This is a genomic window from Haloarchaeobius salinus, from assembly GCF_024464185.1.
In the GTDB taxonomy this organism is placed as follows: Archaea; Halobacteriota; Halobacteria; order Halobacteriales; family Natrialbaceae; genus Haloarchaeobius; species Haloarchaeobius salinus.
The window spans coordinates 746,878-770,469 of sequence record NZ_JANHAU010000002.1 but is presented as its reverse complement, the minus strand read 5'-3'; the positions used below and the strand labels follow the sequence as shown (position 1 = coordinate 770,469).

The 23,592-nt window shown below is 69.2% G+C and carries 23 protein-coding genes and 1 tRNA gene; 9 read left to right on the top strand and 15 right to left on the bottom strand.

Translation table 11 applies throughout. From position 1 onward, the window contains the following. Window positions 1–27: 27 nt before the first annotated feature. On the top strand, window positions 28–1,248 hold the full coding sequence (gene coaBC / locus NO345_RS10530) for a bifunctional phosphopantothenoylcysteine decarboxylase/phosphopantothenate--cysteine ligase CoaBC (RefSeq protein ID WP_256298997.1): 1,221 nt from the start codon (window positions 28–30) through the stop codon (window positions 1,246–1,248). On the opposite strand, the gene NO345_RS10525 is transcribed toward coaBC, so the two are convergent. From NO345_RS10525 to NO345_RS10485, 9 genes are read right to left on the bottom strand one after another with little or no spacing between them, the layout of a single operon-like run. Then, window positions 1,240–3,000 carry a Na(+)/H(+) antiporter subunit D gene (locus NO345_RS10525; RefSeq protein ID WP_256298995.1) on the bottom strand — a complete coding sequence of 587 codons (1,761 nt, stop codon included), beginning with the start codon at window positions 2,998–3,000 and terminating at the stop codon, window positions 1,240–1,242. The genes coaBC and NO345_RS10525 overlap by 9 nt on opposite strands. After that, entirely contained in the window at window positions 3,000–4,709 is a 1,710-nt protein-coding gene (locus NO345_RS10520; RefSeq protein ID WP_256298993.1) for a cation:proton antiporter, read from the bottom strand. Before NO345_RS10520 ends, NO345_RS10525 begins: the two co-directional genes overlap by 1 nt. Continuing rightward, window positions 4,706–6,199, bottom strand: a complete 1,494-nt coding sequence (locus NO345_RS10515; protein ID WP_256298991.1) for a monovalent cation/H+ antiporter subunit D family protein — start codon at window positions 6,197–6,199, stop codon at window positions 4,706–4,708. The genes NO345_RS10520 and NO345_RS10515 overlap by 4 nt, the downstream gene beginning before the upstream one ends. After that, window positions 6,192–6,539 (bottom strand): sodium:proton antiporter, encoded by a 348-nt coding sequence (locus tag NO345_RS10510; protein WP_256299581.1) that lies wholly within the window; start codon window positions 6,537–6,539, stop codon window positions 6,192–6,194. Before NO345_RS10510 ends, NO345_RS10515 begins: the two co-directional genes overlap by 8 nt. A gap of 5 nt (window positions 6,540–6,544) precedes the next feature. Continuing rightward, a complete protein-coding gene (locus tag NO345_RS10505; protein WP_256298989.1) occupies window positions 6,545–7,027 on the bottom strand; it encodes an MnhB domain-containing protein in 483 nt (160 codons plus the stop codon). Continuing rightward, window positions 7,020–7,559: a DUF4040 domain-containing protein gene (locus NO345_RS10500; RefSeq protein ID WP_256298987.1), complete on the bottom strand. Its 540-nt coding sequence runs from the start codon at window positions 7,557–7,559 to the stop codon at window positions 7,020–7,022. Before NO345_RS10500 ends, NO345_RS10505 begins: the two co-directional genes overlap by 8 nt. Next, window positions 7,556–7,870 carry a monovalent cation/H(+) antiporter subunit G gene (mnhG, locus tag NO345_RS10495; RefSeq protein WP_256298985.1) on the bottom strand — a complete coding sequence of 105 codons (315 nt, stop codon included), beginning with the start codon at window positions 7,868–7,870 and terminating at the stop codon, window positions 7,556–7,558. The genes NO345_RS10500 and mnhG overlap by 4 nt, the downstream gene beginning before the upstream one ends. Continuing rightward, on the bottom strand, window positions 7,867–8,145 hold the full coding sequence (locus NO345_RS10490) for a cation:proton antiporter (protein WP_256298983.1): 279 nt from the start codon (window positions 8,143–8,145) through the stop codon (window positions 7,867–7,869). The genes mnhG and NO345_RS10490 overlap by 4 nt, the downstream gene beginning before the upstream one ends. Then, entirely contained in the window at window positions 8,142–9,176 is a 1,035-nt protein-coding gene (locus NO345_RS10485; protein WP_256298981.1) for a monovalent cation/H+ antiporter subunit E, read from the bottom strand. Before NO345_RS10485 ends, NO345_RS10490 begins: the two co-directional genes overlap by 4 nt. A 518-nt stretch (window positions 9,177–9,694) precedes the next feature. Here NO345_RS10485 and NO345_RS10480 point away from each other — a divergent pair. The 3 genes from NO345_RS10480 to hpt all read left to right on the top strand — a co-directional run bounded on the left by NO345_RS10480 (window position 9,695) and on the right by hpt (window position 11,503). After that, window positions 9,695–10,282, top strand: a complete 588-nt coding sequence (locus NO345_RS10480; RefSeq protein ID WP_256298979.1) for a DUF7344 domain-containing protein — start codon at window positions 9,695–9,697, stop codon at window positions 10,280–10,282. Between the two features lie 119 nt (window positions 10,283–10,401). Further along, on the top strand, window positions 10,402–10,863 hold the full coding sequence (locus NO345_RS10475; RefSeq protein WP_256298977.1) for a type IV pilin domain-containing protein: 462 nt from the start codon (window positions 10,402–10,404) through the stop codon (window positions 10,861–10,863). 70 nt (window positions 10,864–10,933) lie between these two features. Next, on the top strand, window positions 10,934–11,503 hold the full coding sequence (gene hpt, locus NO345_RS10470) for a hypoxanthine/guanine phosphoribosyltransferase (protein WP_256298975.1): 570 nt from the start codon (window positions 10,934–10,936) through the stop codon (window positions 11,501–11,503). Here the strand turns inward: hpt and NO345_RS10465 are convergent. Further along, the gene (locus NO345_RS10465; RefSeq protein ID WP_256299579.1) at window positions 11,500–12,516 is read right to left on the bottom strand and encodes an ABC transporter permease; all 1,017 of its coding nucleotides are present in this window, start codon (window positions 12,514–12,516) and stop codon (window positions 11,500–11,502) included. The two genes, hpt and NO345_RS10465, sit on opposite strands and share 4 nt — an antisense overlap. Window positions 12,517–12,761: 245 nt before the next feature. On the opposite strand from NO345_RS10465, the gene NO345_RS10460 reads away from it, so the two are divergent. The 3 genes from NO345_RS10460 to NO345_RS10450 are packed head-to-tail and all read left to right on the top strand — an operon-like array spanning window position 12,762 to window position 16,881. Further along, window positions 12,762–14,384, top strand: coding sequence for an ABC transporter permease (locus tag NO345_RS10460; protein WP_256298973.1), 1,623 nt, complete (start codon window positions 12,762–12,764; stop codon window positions 14,382–14,384). Beyond that, a complete protein-coding gene (locus tag NO345_RS10455; protein WP_256298971.1) occupies window positions 14,384–15,484 on the top strand; it encodes an ABC transporter ATP-binding protein in 1,101 nt (366 codons plus the stop codon). Before NO345_RS10460 ends, NO345_RS10455 begins: the two co-directional genes overlap by 1 nt. Next, a complete protein-coding gene (locus tag NO345_RS10450) occupies window positions 15,481–16,881 on the top strand; it encodes an ABC transporter ATP-binding protein (RefSeq protein ID WP_256298969.1) in 1,401 nt (466 codons plus the stop codon). The genes NO345_RS10455 and NO345_RS10450 overlap by 4 nt, the downstream gene beginning before the upstream one ends. Here NO345_RS10450 and NO345_RS10445 read toward each other — a convergent pair. The 4 genes from NO345_RS10445 to NO345_RS10430 all read right to left on the bottom strand — a co-directional run bounded on the left by NO345_RS10445 (window position 16,878) and on the right by NO345_RS10430 (window position 19,079). Beyond that, window positions 16,878–17,381 (bottom strand): NUDIX hydrolase, encoded by a 504-nt coding sequence (locus NO345_RS10445; protein WP_256298967.1) that lies wholly within the window; start codon window positions 17,379–17,381, stop codon window positions 16,878–16,880. The two genes, NO345_RS10450 and NO345_RS10445, sit on opposite strands and share 4 nt — an antisense overlap. Window positions 17,382–17,615: 234 nt before the next feature. After that, a tRNA-Met gene (locus NO345_RS10440) sits at window positions 17,616–17,690 on the bottom strand. A 92-nt stretch (window positions 17,691–17,782) separates the two neighbouring features. Then, entirely contained in the window at window positions 17,783–18,304 is a 522-nt protein-coding gene (locus tag NO345_RS10435; RefSeq protein WP_256298965.1) for a GtrA family protein, read from the bottom strand. After that, window positions 18,297–19,079 (bottom strand): glycosyltransferase, encoded by a 783-nt coding sequence (locus NO345_RS10430; protein ID WP_256298963.1) that lies wholly within the window; start codon window positions 19,077–19,079, stop codon window positions 18,297–18,299. Before NO345_RS10430 ends, NO345_RS10435 begins: the two co-directional genes overlap by 8 nt. Before the next feature lie 150 nt (window positions 19,080–19,229). Here NO345_RS10430 and NO345_RS10425 point away from each other — a divergent pair, with 150 nt between their 5' ends. Beyond that, window positions 19,230–21,857: a DUF2298 domain-containing protein gene (locus NO345_RS10425; RefSeq protein ID WP_256298962.1), complete on the top strand. Its 2,628-nt coding sequence runs from the start codon at window positions 19,230–19,232 to the stop codon at window positions 21,855–21,857. Between the two features lie 15 nt (window positions 21,858–21,872). Here the strand turns inward: NO345_RS10425 and NO345_RS10420 are convergent, their stop codons facing one another. Continuing rightward, window positions 21,873–22,139: an HAH_0734 family protein gene (locus tag NO345_RS10420; RefSeq protein WP_256298961.1), complete on the bottom strand. Its 267-nt coding sequence runs from the start codon at window positions 22,137–22,139 to the stop codon at window positions 21,873–21,875. Window positions 22,140–22,278: 139 nt separating this feature from the next. Here NO345_RS10420 and NO345_RS10415 point away from each other — a divergent pair, with 139 nt between their 5' ends. Then, complete coding sequence (locus NO345_RS10415) at window positions 22,279–23,553, top strand: hypothetical protein (protein WP_256298960.1); 1,275 nt, start codon at window positions 22,279–22,281, stop codon at window positions 23,551–23,553. Window positions 23,554–23,592: the final 39 nt, after the last annotated feature.

Sequence of the window (23,592 nt, the reverse complement as noted above, 5' to 3'; positions counted from 1 at the left end):
ATGAGCCGGGACCACGAAGCCGGGGCTATGCTGGACGGAGTGAACGTCGCGCTCGGCATCACGGGGTCGATAGCCGCCGTCAAGACCGTCGAGTTGGCCCACGAGCTGCGCCGGCGTGGCGCGAACGTCCGCGCGGTGATGAGCCACAGCGCGGAGGGCATCGTGCACCCCTGGGCGGTCGAGTTCGCCACGGAGCACGACGTCGTCACCGAGATAACCGGGAAGGTCGAGCACGTCGAGCTCTGCGGCCGCGAGGGCTGGGCGGACGTGCTCCTGATCGCGCCGGCGACGGCGAACACGGTCGGCAAGATAGCCGCCGCGGTCGACGACACGCCCGTCACGACGTGCGCGACGACCGCGCTCGGGGCCGACGTGCCGGTCGTCGTCGCGCCGGCGATGCACGAGCCGATGTACGACCACCCGGGCGTGCTGGAGGCGATGGACACCCTGCAGTCGTGGGGCGTGGACTTCGTCGACCCCCGCGTCGAGGAGGGCAAGGCGAAGATCGCGACGGAGGACGCCATCGCCCTCGGCGTCGCCCGGGCGACGGGCGACACGCCCCTTTCGGACCGCCACGTCGTCGTCACCAGCGGCGCGACCGTGGAGGCCATCGACCCGGTACGCGTGCTGACGAACCGTGCCTCCGGGCGGACGGGCCGGGCCGTCGCGCGGGCCTGCTACGTCCTCGGCGCGGACGTGACGCTGATCCACGGGGCGGTCGGCCCGCACGCGGTGACCGACGGCGACCCCGTTACCGGGGTCCCCTACGCCGACCTCGTGAGCGTCGAGAGCGCCGAAGAGATGACGGCGGCGGCGCTCTCGGCGGTCGACGGTGACGACGACGGCGGGACGGCAGCCGACGCGCTCGTCTCCGTCGCGGCAATCGGCGACTACACGGTCGACCCCGCCGACGAGAAGATCCGCTCCGGGCAGGACGAGCTCTCGCTGTCGCTGTCACCCACCGCGAAACTGCTCGACACGGTCCGCACAGAGCACCCCGACCTCCGCATGGTCGGGTTCAAGACCGAGACGAGCGGCGACGACGACGCGATGGTCGCGGCGGCGCGGGAGACGGCAGCACGGGCCGGCCTCGCGTTCGTCGTCGCCAACGACGCGAGCGTGATGGGTGAGGAGTCGAGTCGTGCGTTGCTGGTGCACGAGGAGGGGTACTCGGAGTTCGAGGGCGCGAAGTCCGTGCTCGGGCTGGAGGTCGCCCGGGCGCTCGCGGCGACGTTCCCCTCAGAGTAACAGCGCCGCGAGGACGCCGACGAGCACGATCGCGACGAGCAGCAGGCTCATCGTGAACGCCGAGCGCTCCCGGAGGTACTCGGAGGTCGACGCGACGTCGGCGCTCGCGCCGTCACCGGCCGTCCGCGCGACCGCGACGTTCGCGGTGGCGACGGCGGCCCGGTCGACAGCGGCGTACAGCTCGGTCGTGGCGACGACGAGCCAGCGCGTGCCGTACATGGCGAGCGGGTTGTAGAGGCTATCGACGTCGGGAACACGCCCGAGGCGCTTCAGGGGCTTCTTTATCAGGGCGAAGCCGACCAGTCCGATGACCGCCAGCACGAGTCCCTCGACGACGTGGTCGACGGTGTAGGTCACGTAGGCGTGGGAGACCACCGACTCGGAGGTGACGTCGTACGGGAGGATGGCGAACAGCGCCGAGTCGAAGACGCCGAAGCCGACACAGAGCGCGGCGACCGACACCATCGCGACGGTCTGCCCCCGGTTGGCGTCGGGGACGCTCCCGTCGTACTCCCCGTGGTAGAACGCGTAGTAGCCGAACTTGATGAACGAGAGGAACGTCCCGACGCCGCCGAGGAGCAGCAGCAGTTCGAGCGTGGTGAAGCCGCCGACGGCGAGCGGCCCCTTCGGGAAGTCGTAGTGACTGGCCGAGACGACGATGCCCTTGCTGACGAAGCCGTTGAACAGCGGGAAGCCAGCGATCGAGAGCGCCGCGACCGTGAACGTCCCGGCGGTGATCGGCATCTCCCGCGCGAGGCCGCCCAGCTTCTTCAGGTCGGACCTGCCCGTCCGGTAGATGACGACGCCGGCGGTCATGAACAGCAGGCCCTTGTAGAGGATGTGGTTGAAGACGTGGGCCATCGCCCCGGCCTGGGCGAGCGTCGACCCGATGCCGACCCCGGCGACCATGTACCCCACCTGCGACTGGATGTGGTACGACAGCAGCCGGCGCATGTCGTTCTGGAAGAGGGCGTACGTGGCCCCGAAGACCGCCATGATCCCGCCCATGTAGGCGATGGCGAGCTGTCCCTCGGGGAACGCACGGTACATCCCGTAGACGCCGGTCTTCGTGGTGTAGACACAGAGGAAGACGCTGGCCGCGATGTGCGGACGCGGGTACGTGTCGGGCAGCCAGGCGTGCAGGCCGACGAAGCCGACGTTGACGCCGATACCGATCGCCGCGAGGACGGGCGCGACGGCACCGGCCATCCCGTCCGGCGCGGCGGTGAAGAGGAACGAGTCGACCTCGACGTAGTGCCAGACGACCGCCCCGAGCAGCAGCGTGCCGCCGATGCCGTGGAGCAGTGCGTACCGGAAGCCGGCCCGGACGGCGCGGCCGCCGTAGTGCCAGACCAGCAGCGTGCTGGTGACGGCCATCAGCTCCCAGAAGAACACGAGCGTCAGCCAGTCGCCGCCGAACACCGCACCGAGGCTCGTGCCGACGTAGCCGAGCGCGAACGCCGTCTGGACCGAGTCGGCGTTGCTCGCCCACGAGTACAGCACCGCGACCGCACCGATGAAGCCGAAGACGAGCCCCATCAGCGTCGAGAAGGCGTCGACGTTGAACAGCACCACGTCGAAGCCGAACAGCTCCGTCGGGAGGTGCTGTCCATCGGCGACGAGCCAGACGTACGGGACGACCGCTCCGGTGGCGACGACGCCGACCGCGTGGCCGACCCGGCGGCTCACGAACGGCAGGACGAGCGCGGCGAGCAGCACCGGGACGAACGGCGGGACGACGGGGTCGACCATCAGACCACCACCCCCGTCAGTCCGGAGACGATCAGGTCGACGATGCGGAGGAACACCGCCTGCGTCGGGACCAGTCCGAGGACGACCGAGCCGGCCGCCGCGAAGAGGATGGGTCCGAGCATGAACCAGGTGGACTCGGAGCCGTTCGGTGCGCGGTGCTCCCAGTCGAGACTGCTGGTGGGGCCGTGCTCGGGGGCCAGCTGCTCGCTGACCTCGATATCGTCCTGGACGCCCTGGCCCTCGTGGTCCGGCGCGAAGCCGTGGTCGTCCGTGCCGTTGGCGTCCTCCTCGTCGGGCTCCCGTCCGCCGTCGGTCGCCGGCGTCTCGCCGCCGAAGCGACCGCCGAGGGGGCCCTCGACGACAGGCTTCGTGTCGCTCCGGCCGGGCGACTCGAAGAAGGCGGTGTAGACGACCGGCCAGAAGTACGCGATGTTGAGCACGCCCGAGACGAGCAGTGCGGCGGTGAACACGACCTGTCCGGTCGAGACGGTGCCGATGAGGATGTAGTACTTGCTGACGAAGCCGGCGACGAGCGGGATCCCCGCCATGCCCGCGGCGGCGACGGTGAACGCCCCCATCGTCAGGGGCATCCGCGCGCCGATGCCGGCCATGTTCGGGATGTCGTCGGTGTGGGTCTCGACGTGGATGGCACCCGCACAGAAGAACAGGGTGAGCTTCATGAACGCGTGGGCGGGGATGTGGAGCAGTCCGCCGGTCGTCGCCATCGGGTCGAGCACCGAGAGCCCGAGCACGATGTAGGACAGCTGGCTCACCGTCGAGTACGCCAGCCGCCGCTTGAGGTTCTCCTGTCTGAGCGCGATGACGCTCGCGACCACGAGCGTGAAGGCTGCGACCGACGCCAGCACCACGTCGAGGCCGAGCGCGCCGACGAGGTCGAGGCCGAACACGTCGAGCAGCACCCGCGCGATGCCGAAGACGCCCGACTTGACGACGGCGACGGCGTGGAGCAGCCCGGAAACCGGCGTCGGCGCGACCATCGCGTCGGGCAGCCAGGAGTGCAGCGGCATCAGCGCGGCCTTCACGCCGAACCCGCCGGCGAGCAGCGCGAAGGCGGCCCGGGCGACGGTCGGGTCGGCGTCGGCCAGCGCCCCGATGCCGCCGGCGGTGAACGCGGTCGTCCCGGTCGCCCAGAAGACCAGCACGGTGCCGGCGAGCACCGCGACGCCGCCGCCGAACGTGTACGCGAGGTACTTCCGGCCGGCGGCGCGTGCCTCGTCCGTCTCGTCGTGGGTGACCAGCGGGTACGTCGCCACGGTCAACAGCTCGTAGAAGACGAACAGCACGACCAGGTTCGACGCGAAGGCGACGCCGACCGCCGAGGCGACGCTACCGGCGAACGCCGCGAAGTAGCGGGTCTGTGCGTGCTCGTCCAGCCCGCGCATGTAGCCGATGCTGTAGAAGCTCGTCACCAGCCAGAGCAGGCTGGCAAGCAGGCCGAACAGCAGGGCGAGCGGGTCGACCCGGAGCGCGAAGCGTACGCCCGGGACGAACGTCCCGAAGTCGGTCACGTAGACCTGCCCGTCGAAGACGACGCCGGGGACCATGCTGGCGACGATGGCCAGGTTGGCCGCGGCCGCGAGCAGCGTCCAGCCCTCACGGACGTTCGGTCGACCGCCGGAGGCGAGTATCGGTACTGCCGCACCGCCGGAGACGAGCACCGCTGCGAGTGGGAGTAGTGAGTCAGTCATGCGAGGAGTCGTTCGATGGTTGGTTCGAGGAGCTGTCCGTACTCGAAGCCGACGACGCCGAGTCCGACCGCCAGCAGGGCCGCGACGACGACCGTCGCCCGCATGCCCGTGGAGACGCTGGCGACGTCGGCGACCGTCGCCCCGTCGGCCACCAGCCCCCGGTCGTCGGGCGCGCTCTCGGGAGCGTCGCGGAAGAACATCCGCTCGATGAGCCTCGCGAAGTACGCGAGCGTGAGCAGCGTGCTCAGGAGGATGACGACCGCCAGTGGCCACGCCTGGGCCTCGACCGAGCCCAGCGCGATGTACCACTTCGCGACGAAGCCGACCGCGGGCGGGACGCCGACCATCCCCAGCGCGAGGACGCCGAGGGCGGCGCTCCCGAGGGGGACGCGCTCGCTCAGGCCGTCGTACTCGTCGACGCTCCGTGCGCCGGTCGCGCTGGCGACGAGACCGGCGGTCAGGAACAGCCCGCCCTTCATCACCGCGTGGCCGACGAGGTGGATGAACGCGCCGGTGAGCGCGGTCACGTTCGCGACGGCGATGGCGACGACGACCAGCCCGAACTGCGACACCGACGAGTACGCGAGGACGCGCTTGATCTCGGTCTGTGTCACCGCGAGGACGCTGCCGACGACGATGCTGACCGCACCGCCGACCGCGAGCACCGTCCGGGCCGCCGGGTTCGCGAGCAGGAAGTCGACGGTGAACACGGTGAACACCATGCGCACGAGCGCGTACGTGGCCACCGTCGAGACGAGCGCGGAGATGAGCCCGCTGACGACCGGCGGTGCGTCCGCGTAGGCGTCGGGCTGCCAGGTGTGCAGCGGGAAGACGGCGATCTTGATGAACAGCCCGACGACGACCAGCGCGAACGCGGTCTGGACGAGCGTCGTGTCGTGCCCGACGGCCGCGAGTTCGTTCGAGAGGTCGGCCATGTTGAGCGTCCCCGTCGCGACGTAGGCGTAGGCGACGCCGAGCAGGTACAGCGACGCGCCGACGGTGCCGACGATGAGGTACTTCAGGCCGGCGATGGCCGACTCGGCGGTCCGCCCCCCGGCGACGAGCACGTACGCCGCGAGCCCCATGATCTCGATGAAGACGTAGAGGTTGAACGCGTCGCCCGTGACGCTGACCCCGGTGAGCCCGGTGACGAGCAGGAGGTACGTCGCGTAGAACGGGTTCGACCGGGGGCCGGCCCGGCGTGCGTAGGCGAGCACGCCCAGCGAGACGACCGCCACGAGGACGGCCATCGTCGCGGAGAGCCCGTCGACGACGAGTTCGATGCCGTAGGGGGCCTCAAACCAGCCGACGACGTACGTGACCCGCTCGTCGAACGCCCTCGCGGCGAGTGCGACGGTGAGCACGACCTGCCCGGCCATCGCGAGCACCGCGACGTGCCAGCCCGTCCGCTCGCGGACGAGCCCCGCGAGCAGGGCCGCGACCGAGCCGAGGATGGGCAGCGCGACGACCAGCGCCGGGAGGTCACTCATCGCCACGCACCTCCCGGAGCGTGTCCTCGTTCAGCGTGCCGTACTCGTCGTAGGCACGGACGATGAGCGCGAGCGCGACAGCCGTCAGGCTCACCCCGACGACGATGGCCGTCAGGATGAGCACGTGCGGGAGCGGGCTGACGTACGGACCCTCGCCGCCCACCACCGGCGGCTTCCCCCCGTCGACGAACGCCGACGTGATGAGGAACAGGAAGATGCCCGTCTGGAACAGGTTCATCCCGATGACCTTCTTCACGAGGTTGCGACTCGCCAGCAGCATGTACGTTCCCACGCCGAGGAGCAGGACGCTCGCGACGTAGTACGACCGGTCCAGGAACATCTCGATCACGCGTCCTCACCTCCCTTCGGGGGCATGCCGGCCGCGAGGGCGAAGAACAGCCCGATGCTGACGCCGGCGACGATGAGCCCGATGGCGAGTTCGACGAGTTCGACGCTGTACTTGCTGGCATCTTTGATCCCGTAGATCGGGTAGTCGAGGAAGCCCCCGCCGAGGGCGACCGAACCGAGTCCGATGCCGAGGAAGACGAGCACGCCGAGGCCCATCAGCATGGCCGGGACCCGCGTCCCCACCCAGTCGCGGGTGACACGGATGCCGAAGGCGACCCCGAGCATGATGACGACGGTGCCGACGGTGACCCCGCCCTGGAAGCCGCCGCCGGTGCCGTCCGCCCCGTGGAACATCATGAACGCACCGAACGTGAGGACGAACGGGGCGAGCACGCGGACCGTCGCCATGATGACGGAGCTCTCGACGTACTGCGGCCCGGGGATCCGGGGTACATCGTCGTCGTCGTCCGCCTCACTCATCCGAGCTCACCCCCTGTCGCAGCGCGACGAGGATGCCGACACCGGCGGTGTAGACGACGACGGCCTCCCCGAGCGTGTCGAATCCACGGTAGCCCGCGAGGACGGCGGTCACGGCGTTCGTGACGCCGATCTCCTCGTAGGCGTTCTCCAGGTAGTACGTCGAGACATCGCCCGTCGAGGACGGTGCCTCCGCCCCGACCGGGGGGAGCGCCCCGACGGTCGAGAGCAGCACGGCAACGAGCGCGACCGAGACGACGACGGCGGGGACGTCGATCCGTTCGATGACGCGCTCGCCCGTCGGTCGGACCGTCTTCGCGATGGTGATCAGGTAGAGCACGATGACGAGTCCGGCCCCGACTGCTGCCTCGGTCAGCCCCACGTCGGGGGCCTGGAGCAGCACCCAGATGGCCGCGAGTCCGAGGCTGTACGCCCCGAAGGCGATGACGGACCCGAGCACGTCCCGCAGGACGGCGGTGGCGACCGCGCAGGCCAGCACGAACGCCAGGAGCACGAGGCCGATCGCCGTGCTCATGACTCGCCCTCCTCGTCGGTCCACGGTTCGATTCCCTGGTCGTATGCGGCCCGGGCGACGGCGTGGGCCGCGGTCGGGTTGGTGATGAACATGAACAGCAGCAGGAGCGCGATTTTCACCGTCGTGATGTCGAAGCCGAACGCGACGGTGACGGCGGCGAACGTCAGCACCGCCCCGAGCGTCTCGCTCTGTGACGCGCCGTGGATTCGCGAGTAGACGTCCGGGAACCGGACGAGACTGACCGCCGCGATGAGCACGAAGAAGCTCCCGCTCCCGGCGAGCACGAGCACGGCGACCTCGCGCGGCGTCACTCCGAGAACACCTCCCGTTCGATGGTGAACTTCGAGAACGCGATGCTCAGCAGGTAGTTGAGCAGCGCGAACACCAGCGCGATGTCGAGCGCGCCGGGGTCCTCGAAGATGGCCGCGAGCAGCACGATGACGACCACGATGTTCGAGCCGGCGTTGTTGAGGGCGATGATGCGGTCAGGTATCGTCGGGCCGACGACGATACGGTAGACGGCGACGAGCGATGCCAGGACGAACGCGCCGGCAGTCGCCGTGAGCACGTCGGTCACCAGCGTCATCTGTCATCCCCCTCCTCCGCCCGTCGCATTGCGGGGGTGACCCGCCGGGCGGCCGACAGCCCGTAGAAGACGAATCGGACGGGCCGTTCCAGCGTACCGGCGAAGAGCCCCTCGCGGTCGGATTCGGTGAGGGAGTGGATGACGAGGTCGTTCTTCGTGACGCTGACGGTGAGCGTCCCCGGGGTGAGGGTGATGCTGTTCGCCAGCGTCGCCACCGCGAGGTCGGACCAGACAGCCACCTCGTACTCGACCAGTTCGGGCTCGATCGGGAGCTTCGGGTGCAGGACGATCCTGGCGAGCTGGACGTTCGCCTTCGCGATCTCCCAGAGCAAGAACGGCGTGTACAGCACGATCCGTCCCGACTGGCGGAGCAGCCGGACCGGGTCGAACGGGGCCCGGAAGGGGACCTGCCAGAGGACGCCCGCCGTCACCGCCGCCGTCGCGAACCCCGTCACGAGCTCGTAGGTGGCGAGCGAGCCCGCCAGCAGGAGGTAGAAGACGTACGACACGCCGAACAGCGCGAGGAACTGGCCGACCGTCGCGGGCGTCGTCAGCGAGCCGCCCCGGTGTTCACGCTCGACCGGTGCCTCCGCGATGTCGATCCCTCGACGCTGCAGCTCCGCCTCGATGGGTGGGAGCAGCGGTGACGTCCCACCCGGGTTGTAGTCCGGGTCGAAGACCACCGTGTCGACGTCGTTCTCGCGGACGTACTCGGCGAGTATGTCCGCGTAGTCGGTCGGGCTGAACAGGTACCGGTCGGCCCCGACGACCGCCGTCTCGACGATGACCTCACCGTCCTCCTCGTCGCCGATGTCCTCGGCGGCCCAGACGGACACCTGTTCGAGGAGTTCGGTCACCGCACCCGGCGGCCCGTCGTCCGAGAGCCGCTGGGAGAGGGGATAGACGAAGTGGACCGTCGGGCGGCCCTCGCCGTCCTCGCCGCGTTCGCGGGCGGTCCGGATGGCGTACGAGACCGTCCTCCGGAGACCGTCCGACTCCGAGACGGGGACCAGCAGTCGTGCTCCCGTCATCACGGGGTTCCGATGGCTGGTGGGTCGTTCCGGATGTGGATCGGCCGGGGCTGGACATCCCTACCACCGGGGTCCGCCGACGGCCGGGAGGGTCGAGCCGTCGGCTCGGACGGCCGTTGGCGTCGGCGGGGAGTCCAGTGTGGCGACGGAGTGCGAGAACGGGCGAGGCGACCGGCGGACGAGACCGTCTTCGTGAACTCCCTGTACATACCTACCTGAAGGTACCATGGCCAACTTAAGCGTAGTGGAATCCGTCGATTCCGTCGGCTTTGCCGCCACTTCGGAGCGACCCGTCGGCGGGGTCGACCACCCACCCGAACGGCGTTTCGTCGGGGTGGCCTGGTGGCACCCCGGTAGGGGTTCCCTACGCTCCCGTCCGCCGAACGGGGGCGGGACACTCCGGCCGCGGCGGGCAGTACGAAACGTTATGTACGCTCCGGTTACACGGTATGGTAAGATGTACGGCGGAGGGGACGAAGCGCGAGTATTCCGAAATTCGTCACGATATCCGCAGAACAATGTCTGAGGACCCCGCCGACGCAGACGACACGACGGCCCTGACGGACGGGGGGCTGTCGAAAGGCGAGATATTCGACGTGCTCCGGAACCAGCGCCGACGGTTCGTCCTCCAGTACCTCAAGCGCGCGGACGAGCCAGTCGAGCTCGGCGACCTCGCGACACAGGTCGCCTCCTGGGAGTACCGCACGCCCTGTGACGAGGTGAGTTCGGAGCAGCGAAAGCGCGTGTACACGACGCTCCAGCAGACACACCTCCCGAGGATGGCCGAGGCACACATCGTCGACTACGACTCGGAGTCGGGGCTGATCCAGCCCACGGCGCGCACGCGCGACCTCTCTATCTACCTCGAGATCGTCCCCGGAAGCGAGCTCCCCTGGCGGGAGTACTACCTCTCGCTCGGCGCGGTCAGCACCGCACTCTGTGCGGCGGTCTGGGGTGGGATATACCCGTTCTCGCTCCTGCCGGACGTCGCCTGGGCGACGCTCATCGCGCTGACGCTGACGGTCTCCGCCTCGGTCCACATCTACTACGAGCGCAACATGCGCCTCGGCGATCTGGAGGTCCCGCCGGAGCTCGACTTCGAGTAAGGACCACCAGCCCGTCCCGGTCGCTTCGAGAGAACTACCCGGGAGCGACTGTCTCACGGATTCGTGTCCACGCCAGTTGGCCACTTGGCTTATCATGCCCCATCGACAACTCACGACCGATGAACTTCAGGGGGATGCTGGCGGACGAGGACGCGCTGTCGCCTGTCATCGGCGTCGTCCTCATGGTCGCGCTGACGGTCGTGCTGTCGGCGTCGGTCGGCGTGTTCGTACTGGATATCGGGTCACAGGTGACCGAGCAGACGCCGAACGCGGTCGTCGAGTACGATTTCGACGTCGACGGTACCGGGGCCGAGACGATGACGCTCACGCAGGAGGGTGGCAACCCGGTCGAGGCGCAGTACGTCACCGTCTACGTCGACGGCGAGATCGCCTGGGAAGCCGGAAGCAACAGTTCGGATTACAACATCGTCGGGGCCGACGAGTGGGCCGACGGACTCGAGGGCGGTGACAGTCTCACGCTGACTACGGGGTCGAGCAACGTCTCGGTCGGTGACACCATCCGTGTCGTCTGGCAGAAGGGCGAACAGTCCGCCATCCTCAGCGAGCAGCAGGTCGGCTGAACGGCCGTGACACCCCGGCAGTCGGCGGTCACAATCGCCAGCTTTTATTGCTGGTTCGTGTAGCTACGACATGGACAGACTCAGCCAGTCCCTGCGCGATGCGCCCATCATCGAGAAAGACGGCTACCATTACTTCGTCCACCCGATAAGCGACGGCGTGCCGCAGCTCGACCCGGGACTCCTCCGCGAGATCGTCATCCGCATCATCCGGAAGGCGGACCTGGAGGAGGTCGACAAGATCGTCACACCGGCGGCGATGGGCATCCACATCTCGACGGCGGTGTCGCTGATGACGGACATCCCGCTGACGGTCATCCGGAAGCGCGAGTACGGACTGGCGGGCGAGGTGTCGCTCGCCCAGCAGACCGGCTACTCGGAGAACGAGATGTTCATCAACGACGTCGAGGCGGACGACCGCGTGCTCGTTCTCGACGACGTGCTCTCGACGGGTGGGACGCTCGCGGCGGTGCTCGGCGCGCTCGACGAGATAGACGCGGAGGTCGTCGACTGCGTGGCGGTCATCAAGAAGGTCGGCGGCGAGAACAAGATCGACGAGTCGCCCTACAGCGTGAAGACGCTCATCAACGTCGACGTGGTCGACGGCGAGGTCGTCATCGTCGACGAGGACGGCGACGACTAGTCGGTGTCGCTGCCGACGCGCGGGTCGAGCAGCGTGTAGGCGATGTCCTGGAAGAAGTTCCCGACGATACCGACGAAGGCGACGACCATCGTCACCCCGAGGATGAGCGGCATGTCGCGGGCCCCGACCGCGCTGAGCATGAGGCTGCCGAAGCCAGGGATGTTGAACACCTCCTCGATGACGAGGATGCCCAGCACGAGCACGCTGAGCATCTCCGTGAGGAACAGCGAGAGCAGCGGGATGGCCGCGTTCCGGAGCACGTGTCGGGCGACACGGAGCGGACCGGCCCCTTTCGCTCGGGCGATTTTCACGAACTCCATGTCGATGTACTCGAGGGACTCCGACCGCGTATAGCGGAGCTGCCCGGCGAGGAGCGCCGTCGTGAGCACGATGATGGGCAGCGCGAAGAACGCCTGCGTCGCGTTCGCGTCGAGCCAGGGGACGAAGCCGTAGGCGAGCGTGAAGTCGAACGACCAGAGCTGTGCGGACTCGAGCGGGAGTCCCGGGAACTCGATGACCTGGTGGTCCATCACGGCCGCGCTGAACAGTACGGAGGCCAGCCAGAAGTTGGGGATACCGAGCCCGACGTACGCGGCGGTCGTGACGAATCGGTCGCTGAACGTGTGCCGTCTGAACGCGGCGAACAGCCCGAAGCTGATGCCCGTGACCGTCGCGATGACGACAGACGGCACGAGGTAGAACAGCGTGTACTTCATGCTCTCGCGGATCGAGGTCAGCACCGGCTGCCCGGTCGAGTAGGCGATGCCCCAGTCACCCGTGGAGATGCCGACGACCCACCGCAGCCAGCGCTGGAGGATTGGGTCGTTCAGGTTCCGGGCCTCCCGGTACGCCTGGATGGCCTCGGTGACGTTCCCGCCGGTGGTCGAGGCACCGTACGCGACCGACCCGACGTTCGGATCGTTCGTGAACGCGATGACGGCGAACGCCGCCGTCATCACGATGTACGCGGAGACGACCGCGAACACACCCCGCCGCACGAGCCGCCAGACCATGCTCACGGCCGCACCACCGACCCGTGGCCCTGTCGTAGCATTCGAGATGGACTGTCGTACCAGAGCTAATAAATGCGGGGGACCGCCGCTGGAAATGTGGTCGAAATCGATAGACGTCGCCGCGGGGATATGTAAAGCCGCGATTTGAGCAACTATCACCTTTTTTGTTCACCTACGCGAATGGACCGAGCAGCATGGACTCTGGGTGGTACGAACGCGGTCGTCGACAGGTGGGTGGCGAATAGATGGCGACGAGTGACGCCGACGAGGGGGCACGGTTCGAGCAGGTCGACTGGGACGCCGTCGAGCCGTCGGGTGGTGGGCTCGGTCGGCGCTCGGCGCTGTTTCTCGTCAGTCTGGCGGTTCTCGCCGTGACGTTCTGGTACGACTTCGCCGTCGCGTCGCCGGACCCGCTGTTCCGCAACGTCGGGCTCGCCGAGGGGCTCCAGAGCCCGTTCACGTGGGACGTTCGTGGTATCGACTGGCTGTTCGCCGTCTCGCTGCTCGTGTTCGTCTTCTACGTGCTCTACCCGATGTACGAGAACCGCGACCGGACGAGGGCGTACTTCGACGAGCTGACGAACGACAGGGCCGCGACGTTCGCGCTCGGCTACGTGACGCTGTTCTTCTTCGGTGGGGTGTTCGGCCCGCTGTTGGTCGGCCAGCCGGACCCGGACCTCGCGGCGACCTCCCGCCCGCCGGTGTCGTTCGCGACGCCGCTCGGGCGCGTCGACCTGTTCTCGCTGCTGGTCGTCGGCTCGCTCGCTGCGCTGGCGACGTGGGCGCTCCTCGACAGACTCGGACGGGACCGGGAACTCGGCGGGTTCGGTGACGTCGCCCGCGTGGTCGTCCGTGTCGGGCTCGGCTTCCTCGCGACGTTCACCCTGTTCGGGACGGTCTTCAACGTGTTCTCGGTGGCCAGCTTCCGTGTCGCCGCCGGCATCGGTGCGCTCGTCGGGCTCGTGTGGGGGCTCCGCTGGGTGGTCCGCTCCGACCGTTCGTTCGGCAGCGAGCACCTGCGCGGGACCGCCGTCGTCCTCGCCGCGTTCCTGGGCGTCCTCGTTGTCGGCGTCGAGCTGCTCCAGCTCGTCGTCTACGACCTGCTGCAGTTCGACCCCATCGCCAGCGGGGTCAGCTCGACCTCCTGCCCGGCGTCCGCCGCAGCGCCCGGACGCGGGACCAACTGCTACGGCACCTGGGACTACCCGCTCGGGACCGCCCGCTACGGGCAGGGGATGATCCCGTTCGTGTTCAGCGGGATGCGTGTCTCGCTGCAGGTGGCGCTCGTCTGCTCGATGCTCATCGTCCCGCTCGCGACGTTCGTCGGGACGGTCGCGGGCTACGTCGGCGGCGTCGTCGACGACCTGCTGATGAGCTACACCGACATCCAGCAGACGGTGCCGGCCATCATCGTCTACATGATCACCATCCACGTCTACGGACGGAGCCTGTTCGTCCTCGTCGTCGTCTTCGGGCTGTTCTCGTGGGCCGGCGCAGCACGGCTCGTCCGCTCGGAGGTCATCCAGCGACGCGAGGAGGACTTCGTGACGGCCGCGCGCAGCGCCGGTGCGGGCCACTGGCGGATCATGGGACGCCACATCCTGCCGAACGTCTCGAACACCGTCCTGACCTCGGTGACGAGGCAGATCCCCAACCTCATCCTGGCCGAGGCGGCCATCGCGTTCCTCGCACTGAACAACATCATGCTCCCCTCGTGGGGGGAGACCATCTCGAGCCTGCTCCGGTACGTCCCCGACGGCTGGTGGATGTCGACCATCCCGGTCGTCGTCCTCTCGGTGACGGTGCTCTCGTTCAGCGTGCTCGGCGACGCCCTCCGCGACGTACTCGACCCACGGAGTGATTCCTGATGTCGCTACTCGAAGTGCGTGACCTCGAAGTCACGTTCGACACCGACTCCGGTACGGTCCACGCGGTCGACGGCGTCTCGTTCGACGTCGACCGCGGCGAGACAGTCTGCATCGTCGGCGAGTCCGGCTCGGGCAAGACCGTCACCAGCGAGTCCATCACCAAGCTGGTGAAGGAGCCGCCCGGGAAGGTCACCGCCGACCGGGTCACGTTCGACGAGCGCGACCTGCTGCAGCTCCCGAAGAAGCGCCTGCGGAAAATCCGTGGCGGCCGTATCGGTCACGTGTTCCAGAACCCGCAGGGGTCGCTCAACCCCGTCTACACCGTCGGCCGACAGGTCGCCGAGGCCATCCGCCTGCACGAGGACGTCTCGAAGGAGACCGCCCGCGAGCGGGCGGTCGACCTGCTCGACCGCGTCGGCATCCCGAAGGCGGGCGAACGCTACGACGACTACCCCCACGAGTTCTCCGGCGGGCAGAAACAGCGCGTCGTCGTCGCGATGGCCATCGCGGCCAACCCGGACCTGCTCATCGCCGACGAGCCGACGACGGCGCTCGACGTGACCATCCAGGCGCAGATCCTCCGCCTGCTGCGCGACCTGCAGGACGACCTCGACATGGGTATCCTGCTCATCACGCACGACCTCGGCGTCGTCGCCGAGGTGGCCGACCGGGTCGTCGTCATGTACGCGGGGAAGGTGATGGAGTCCGGCGGCGTGTTCGAGGTGTTCGAGAACCCCTCGCACCCGTACACGCAGGGACTCCTCGACTGCCTCCCCGGCCGTGGTGGCGGCTCGGACGGCATCCCGGGCTCGCTTCCCGACCCGAAAGAGCCGCCAGCCGGCTGTCGGTTCGCCGAGCGGTGCCCGCACGCCATCGACGACTGCCGCACCGGCGACCACCCGACACGCGTCCCGGTCGCCGGCGGCGACCACGACGCGGCCTGCATCTACTACCAGGCGGGCTACGACGCCTCCGTGGTCCGCTCGCCGGCCGACCGCGACGCCGACCCGGACGCCGGCGGCGGGACGTACGCCGACGGCGGCCGGATCGACCGTTCCGGAACTGATTCGGACGACCCCGACGAAGGTGAGAGCCGATGAACGACGACGCCGACCCGGTCCTCTCGGTCAGGGGACTGAAGAAGCACTACCCCGTCACGAAGGGGATCCTCCGCCGCGAGGTCGGCCGCGTGAAGGCCGTCGACGGCATCGACTTCACGCTGTACGAGGGCGAGACGCTCGGGCTCGTCGGCGAGTCCGGCTGCGGGAAGTCGACCGCCGCCACCTCCCTGCTCCGGCTCGAGGAGCCGACCGTCGGCGAGGTCATCTACCACGGCGAGGTGCCCGCGGACACGAACCGCGAGACCCCGCTCGAGAAGCTCCGTGGCGTCCGTGGCGACGACGAGCCGCGCGAGCCGAACGACCTCGTCGGCTTCTCGCAGTCCCAGTTGAAGCGGTTCCGCCGGAAGGCCCAGATGATCTTCCAGAACCCGACCAGCTCGTTCGACCCGCGGATGTCCGTCGGCGAGAGCGTCGCCGAACCGCTGCTCATCCACGGGCTCGACGACCCCGCGGAGCGCCGGGAGATCGCCGAGGACCTGCTCGAACGCGTCGGGCTCGACGCTGACGACTACGACCGCTACCCCCACGAGTTCTCGGGCGGGCAGAAACAGCGCGTCGCCCTCGCCCGGGCGCTCGTCGTCAACCCCGAGTTCCTCGTCGCCGACGAGCCGGTCTCCGCACTCGACGTCTCCATCCAGTCCGAGATCCTCTCGTTGATGCGGGACCTGCAGGACCGCTTCGGGCTGTCGATGCTCTTCATCAGCCACGACATGGGCGTCATCCGCGAGATCTGCGACCGCGTCGCCGTGATGTACCTCGGCGAGATCGTCGAGGTCGCCCCCACCGAGGAGCTGTTCCGCAACCCCCAGCACCCCTACACGCAGGCGCTGCTCGCATCCATCCCGACGCCGGACCCGCGCCAGCGCGGCCTCGGGATGGAGCTCACCGGTGACGTACCGAGCCCCGAGAACCCGCCGTCCGGCTGTCGGTTCCACACGCGCTGTCCGAAGGTCATCCAGCCGGACGACCTCGACCTCCCGCAGGAGCAGTTCCGTCGCGCGCTCGACTTCCGCCACCAGGTCGAGGGCGAGGACGTCGACGCCCAGGGCGCGACCGAGCTCGCCCGCGCCCGGAAAGCGGACGACGACGGCGAACCCACCCGTGACGACCGCCGCCGGGCGCTCCGCGCGGAGTTCGACCTCCCCGACGGGCTCGCCGACCCGGCCGCCGAGGAGAGCGTCGCCGCCGCCGTCGACAGCGTGCTCGACGACGACCTCGACGCCGCGGCCGAGCGCCTCGCCGGGACGTTCACGACGGTCTGCGAGCGCGAGACCCCGGCACTCGAGCGGACCGGCGAGAACCACGTCGCCGCCTGCCACCTCGTCGACGGCTCCGAGACGGCCGAGACCGCCACGACGGAGGTCGCCGACGACTAGCGGAGCCGTTGCAGTAGTCGCACCGCGAACTCCCGCTCGAACGTCTGCTCCGGCAGGTCCGCGAACCAGTCCGCCCGCTCGATGGCCTCGTCGTCCTCGCCGAGCTGCTCGCCGACCGCGGTCGTCGCCGGCTCCGCCTCGAACGCGACCGTCGTGAACGACCGCGTGCGCCCCTCGGATTCGTTGACGTTCTCGACCGCAGCGTGCGGCCGTACCGGTTCGACCGGGACGCCGGTCTCCTCTTCGAGTTCCCTGACGACACCCTCGGCGAGCGTCTCGCCCGGCTTGACGCTCCCGCCGGGCACCACCCACTGCTCGTCGTCGCCGTTGTAGACGAGGAGTATCCGTCCGTCGTCGTCGAGTACGACCCCGATGGCCACCCAGCCCGCCGTGAACGCCTCGTTGTCGTCCATCCCGGCGAACGTCTCCGCGTCGACCGTCCACGACCGGCGCTCTGTCAGCAGGTCGTCGTACCGGTCGCGGGGGTCCGTCACGTCCATACCCGGGTGTCGAGAGGGTGATTGCAAAGTCGTTCCGGAGGTCGATGCGAGCTGCGTTCGACACTCACGAACTCGTCGATACGCTCCTCGTTCGGTTCGCGTCAGAAAGTAGCGGGAGGTAGATTTGAACCACGGTCGCTCCACTCCGTTCCGCTCCCTGGCTCAGATCTCCTCCGGGCTATTTTCCGACTCACGGACCCGTCGCTTCGCTCCTCGTCGTTGTTCGTCGGAAAATAGCGGGAGGTAGATTTGAACTACCGATCTGCGGGTTATGAGCCCGCCGGAATCTCCTGGCTATCCCATCCCGCTACCATCACGTAACCCGGTCCACTAGTTAAGGGTTGTGTTTGGGTCGCCGTATGCGGGTTCGTCCCACCAGGCACCGCGACCGACAGGCCTTTTCATTTCGCGTGGACGCGCCAGGTGAACAGGCTCTCGGCCACGTAGTTGACGAACATGGCGACACCGATGCCGGTGACCTTCGAGACGACGAACCAGCCGTCGATGCTCGCGACGGTGAGTTCGAGGTCGATGACCCGGTAGACGAGTCGGAACGTCGCCAGCTGGACGGTGATGCCGCCGAGGCGGACGAGGTTCGAGCGGGCGAGCCGGCGGAGCGTCGCCAGCAGGCCGTCGTGACCCTGCCCGGAGAACGTCCAGCTGTCGTTGAGCAGGAACATGACGACGACCGCGACCTCGATGCCGATGAAGACCGCGAGCTCCGGGAAGACGCCGAGCTCCTTCAACGCGGTCGAGGTGGTCACGTCGAACAGCGCGCCGACGACGCCGACGGAGGCGAACTGGCCGAACCGGGTGCCGGAGACGAGTTCGGCGGCGTCGCCGTCGAGCAGGCCGGTCCTCCCGCCGTCGGTCCCGGTCTCGTCGGCGTCGGTCCGCCCCGCCACGGGGTCGTCCTCACTCATCGGTCTCGGCTCCGAGACGGTCGACGAGCGAGAGGCGGGTCGTGCGTCGCGAGGCGACGAACCGGTGGACGGAGCTGCCCTGGAGGCGCTTCACACGGTGGCGGGACCTGAGAAGCGAGACGCCGAGCTCGAGCGTCGTTCCGACCGGAGAGACGGTCGACTCGGGCTGGTCCTCCCAGGTGACGGGCACCTCGACGGGGTCGTAGCCGAGCGCGGCGGCCATGGCGACGAGCTCGATGTCCCAGGCGAAGCCGGGCTCGTACAGGTGGTCGCGGACGCTCGCCCAGGCCTCGGCGTCGATGGCCTTCGCGCCGCACTGGAAGTCGTAGAGCGGAACCGAGAGGAGGGTACGCGCGAGGAAGGCGAAACCGTCGCCGAGGTACCGCCGGGCGACGGTCTGGTGGGAGAGCACGGTCGCGTCGGGATGCCGACGCGAGCCGACGGCGAGTTTGGTCGTTCCGTCGACGATGGGCTGGACCACGTCGACGATGGAGTCGGCGGGCGTCGCACCGTCGGCGTCGGCGAACGCAAGGACGTCGGTGTCGAGCGCCTCGAACCCGCAGGTGATGGCGGCACCCTTCCCACGACGGCGGTCGACCGCGTTGACCGTACACGGCTCGTCCTCGAGCGCAGCGAGGGTCGCCGCATCGGGCGCGTCGAGCTCGATGCGCACCGTCGCCGGGTCGAGGTGGTCGTGGAGGGCGTGCAGGTAGTCGACGAGGCTGTCGACCACCGGATCGTACGCGGGGATGACGATGCCGACGGACCGGCTCATCTGTTCGAAACGCGTCCCCCAGGGGAGTAAAACCATTCGTTTCCGGCCGGGACGGGGCCGGCCATCGGCGGACGGCGGCATCCTGCCTCGTCACCGTGGGGTATCGGCGAAGGGAAAAGTCCTTACCCGCCGCCGCCTCGGTTCTCGAACATGGAGTACGGGCTGGTCCTGCTGTGGCTCGCCACCGTGGCCGGACTGGCCGCCATCGCCGCACCCCTCGCGTCGCTGGTCTTCGCCCCCCTGTCGGACCGGGGCGGGACCCTCGCCCTCCCCTTCGCGCTGGCCGTCGTCGGGGTCGTCAGCTACCTCGTCGGACAGGTGGCGTTCGGCTGGCCGGCGCTCGTCGCGTCGCTGCTGGTGCTCGGTGGCGGTTCGGCGTTCGCACTGTCGCGCGACTACGAGCCGGACTGGGGAGCCGTCGGGCTCGGGCTGACGGCCGTCGCCGTCGGCTTCGGGCTCGTCGTCGCCATCCGGAGCGCCGACCCGGGCATCTACGCCGGCGGCGGCGAGAAGTTCCTCGACTTCGGCCTGCTGAAGACGCTCGTCCGGGCCGACAGCCTCCCGCCGGAGGACTTCTGGTTCGCGGGCGACCGGGTGCAGTACTACTACGGCGGCCACCTCATCGCCGCCCAGCTCACACGTCTCACCGGCATCGCGCCGCGGTACGCGTACAACCTCGCACTGGCGACGTTCTACGGCGCGCTCGTCGGCGCGGCGTTCGGGCTCGCACGGAACCTCGCGGCCGAGCGCGACCTGCCCCGGAGCCTCGCGGGAGCCCTCGCGCTCTTCTTCGTCGGCTTCGCGAGCAACCTCGCGCCGGTCGCACGGCTCGTCGTCTGGCTGCTGCCGGAGAGCATGAAGACGTACGTGGACGAGAACCCGGCCGCACAGGACGGCCCGGAGGCGGTCCGGGCGTTCGGCCACACGTGGACGGACCTCGCGCTCGGCCCGGACCAGTTCTACTACTGGCCGGCGAGCCGGGTCATCCCCAACACCATCAACGAGTTCCCGCTGTTCGCGTTCCTCAACGGCGACCTGCACGCGCACATGATGAGCACGCCGCTGCTGCTCGTGACCGCCGCGGTCGGCTTCGCCTACTGGCTGACGCCCGCGGCGCAGGTGTGGCGACGACGCGCGTACGTGTTCGTGTGTGCGCCCCTGCTCGCTGGCCTGCTCGCGGTCGTGAACACCTGGAGCTACCCATCCGTCGCCGGGCTGACGACGCTCGTGGTGCTCTTTGCGGGAGCGCATCCCGGGTCGCTCCTGCCGGCGTCGATGTGGGAGCGACTCGAACCACACACGGACGGCCGCGTCGTCTCGGAGATCCTCCGGATGCTCGGCGCGGGCTGTGCGGGTATCGCCGTCGGGCTGCTCGGCGCGCTCGTCGCGTTCCCCTTCTTCACGGGCGCGACGAGCGGCCAGTCGCTCGCGCTGCTCCCCGGGCGTAGCGGTGCGGCCGGCCTGCTGCTCGTCCACGGCGCGTTCCTGCTCGTCTCGGCCGCGTTCCTCGCACCGAGAATCCAGCCCGACCTGGAGCCGGACCTCGGGATGGTCGCCCCGCTCACGGTCCTCGCCGCCGTCGCGGTCGCCAACGCCATCGGCGGCTGGATTCCGGTGCCGCTCGTACTGGTCGGCGCGGCCGGCCTGCTCGCGGTCACACAGGTCGAGGCAGACGAGCGCGGGCCGGCCGCGCTGCTGTTCGTCCTCGCCATCGGCGTCACCGTCGCCGCGACGGGCGCACTCGGCGCGCCGTTCGGCACGCTGGGCGTCTACGGTGCGACAGTCGTCGTCGCGGTCGGCGCGGCCGTGGCCGGCTTCGACACCGACACCCAGATCGTCGCGCTCGCCATCGCAGCGTTCCTCGTGCTCGCGGCGGCGGCCATCGCCGTCGACCTCGCGATACTCGCCGTCGTCTTCCCGGTGCTCGCGCTCGGCTGGGTGACGCTCCGGCTCGGCCGCGACCTCGGCTACGAGACGGTGCTGCTCGTCGCCGCCGTCGGCCTCGTGACGATGGTCGAGTTCGTCTACGTCTCCGAGCGCGCGGGCAGCGGGCGCTACAACACCGTGTTCAAGTTCTACATGCAGGTGTGGGTGCTCTGGGGCACCGCCGCGGGCGTGATGCTCGTCGACGTGGTCGCCCGGCAGTGGCCCGACTGGAGCATCGGCGAGCGCCTCGCGGCGCGACGCTCCGCGAGCGGGCAGCGCGCCGGCCAGGTCGCATCGGTCGGGCTCGCCGTCGTCCTCGTCGTCTCGCTCTCGGTGTACGGCGGGCTGGCGCTCAGCGGGCACTTCGAGGCCAACGACGCCAACACGCTCGACGGCAAGGCCTGGGCCGAAGGCACCTACCCGGACCAGGCGGCGGCCATCGAGTGGCTGGACGACCGCGAAGGCCGTCCCGTCGTCGTCGAACAGCCGACCAGAGAGCACGTCTACGGCATCAACACGCCCGCCACACAGCTGGTCAGCGGAGTCTCCTCGCTGACGGGGCTCCCGACCGTCGCTGGCTGGACGCACGCCTCGAACTACCACACGGAGGCGGGCTGGCAGGAACGCGTCGCCGACGTGCGGACGGTGTACACCCGCGACAGCTCGGCCCGGGCGAGCGTGCTGGCGCAGTACGACGTCGAGTACATCTACGTCGGCCCGCACGAGCGCCAGCACCAGACCGTCGACGACCTCGCGAGCGAGCCGTACATCTCCGTGGCGGAGCGCTTCGGCGACGTGGTGATCTACGAGGTCGACCAGTCGGCACTCGCGACGGCGAACCGGAGTCGCTGAGAAGAGGGGCGCTGTTCAGACGGCGAGTTCGCCCTTGGCCTCGATGACGTCGACCGCCTCGGCCTCGATGCGGTCGACCTCCAGGTGGTGCGGGATGAAGTTCCGCCGCATGAAGTCGTCGTGCTCGTCCTCGTTACCGACGACACACCAGAGCTGGACACGCTCGGGGCCGTGCCAGTCGCCGTTGCGCGTCACCGAGAAGCAGTGGACCTCCTCGCCGTCGTAGTCGATGATGGCGTCCTTCCGGATGCCCGGGTCCCCGTCGATGATGAGCCGCTTCATGCGCGTCGGTTCGGACAGCCCCACATTAAGGGTGTCGAAGCAGCCGACGCGTTCGCCGCCCCGCGATATGATTGGATAGTGAACCGTCGTGAAATTAATGGTGGTGGGGTGTGTACGCCGGGAGAACGGAGGGGAGGCCATGCACTCGACGGACACACTCAGCAACACGACAACGACCACCAAAGACGGGATCCGGGTAGAGAAGGGCATCCGGCCGGGGGATGGGGCGATGACGGTGAAGTACCGCATCACGTCGGAGCGTGCCGACACCGCCGCCGTCCGCCTCGAGGAGTCGCTTGGCCGGGGGTTCCCGTTCGAGACGCTCGATCTGGACGCCGCCGGGCACGGCGACTGGCTGCTCGAGAACGGCGAGGGCACGCTCGCCCTCGTCGACATCCTGCCGGCTGGAGACAGCGTGACGACGGGCTACGTGGTCGCGACCGCGGAGCTCGACCGCGTCCAGCCCGTGTTCGGGGAACCGCACATCGACATGGTCGACCCCGTGGACTCCGAGAGCAGGCGGTCACGCTCGGCTGGCGGCAGGACCGCGAACCGTGCACCCGAACTCACGGAGACGGCCGTCGCCAGCGCGCTGTCGAGCGATGCGGTCGCCGACGCGCTGTCTGCCGACGCCGTGGTCTCCGCACTCCCGCCGGAGGCCGTCGTCGACGCGCTCGTCGACGCCTTCGAGAACGGCGCGGTCGGCGAGCAGCAGGCCGAGCGACTGCGCGGGCACGTCGCCCCCGGGCAGGTCCGCAGCGAGGAGGTCCACTTCCGCCATCTGGAGGCCCGGCTCGAGGAGTTCGCCGCGTACGCCGACGGCCTCGCCGACCTCATCGACGAGCACGGCACGGCGACCGAGATCGTCGACGACCTGCACGACGACATCGCGGCTGTGCGCGAGACCGTCACCGCCGTCGAGGAGCACCTGACCGACGTCGAGGGGCGGTTCGAGGCCGTCGACGAGCGCTTCGGCGCGGTCGAGGACCGGTTCGAGGCCGTCGAGACCCGCATCGACGGCCGGGTCCACGACGTCGCCGCGGACGTGGCGACGCTCGACGAGGAGCTCGACCGGACGAACGCCCGTCTCGACCGCGTCGGTGGCCGTGCCGACGAGGCCGACGCCCGTGTGGACTCGCTCGCGGACGACCTCGCCGGGCTCCGGACCCGCGTCGCGGACATCGAGGAGCGCCACGGCGAGTCGATGACCGAGCTCGCCGACCACGTCGCCGAGCTGGAGGCCGACCTCGCGGCGACCGAGGAGTGGCGCGAACAGCTGGGCGAGGCGTTCCAGGACGACCCGACGGTCGACGCCGCGACCGTCGACGAGGGGGCCGGCGAGGCGGCGGCCGCCGAGGATGAGGAGCGTCCCGACGACGGCTCCGACGGTGAGACGGCCGATACGGGCGAGTGACGGCCACCGCCGGCGAACCAAACGGGTTTTAAAGTGCCG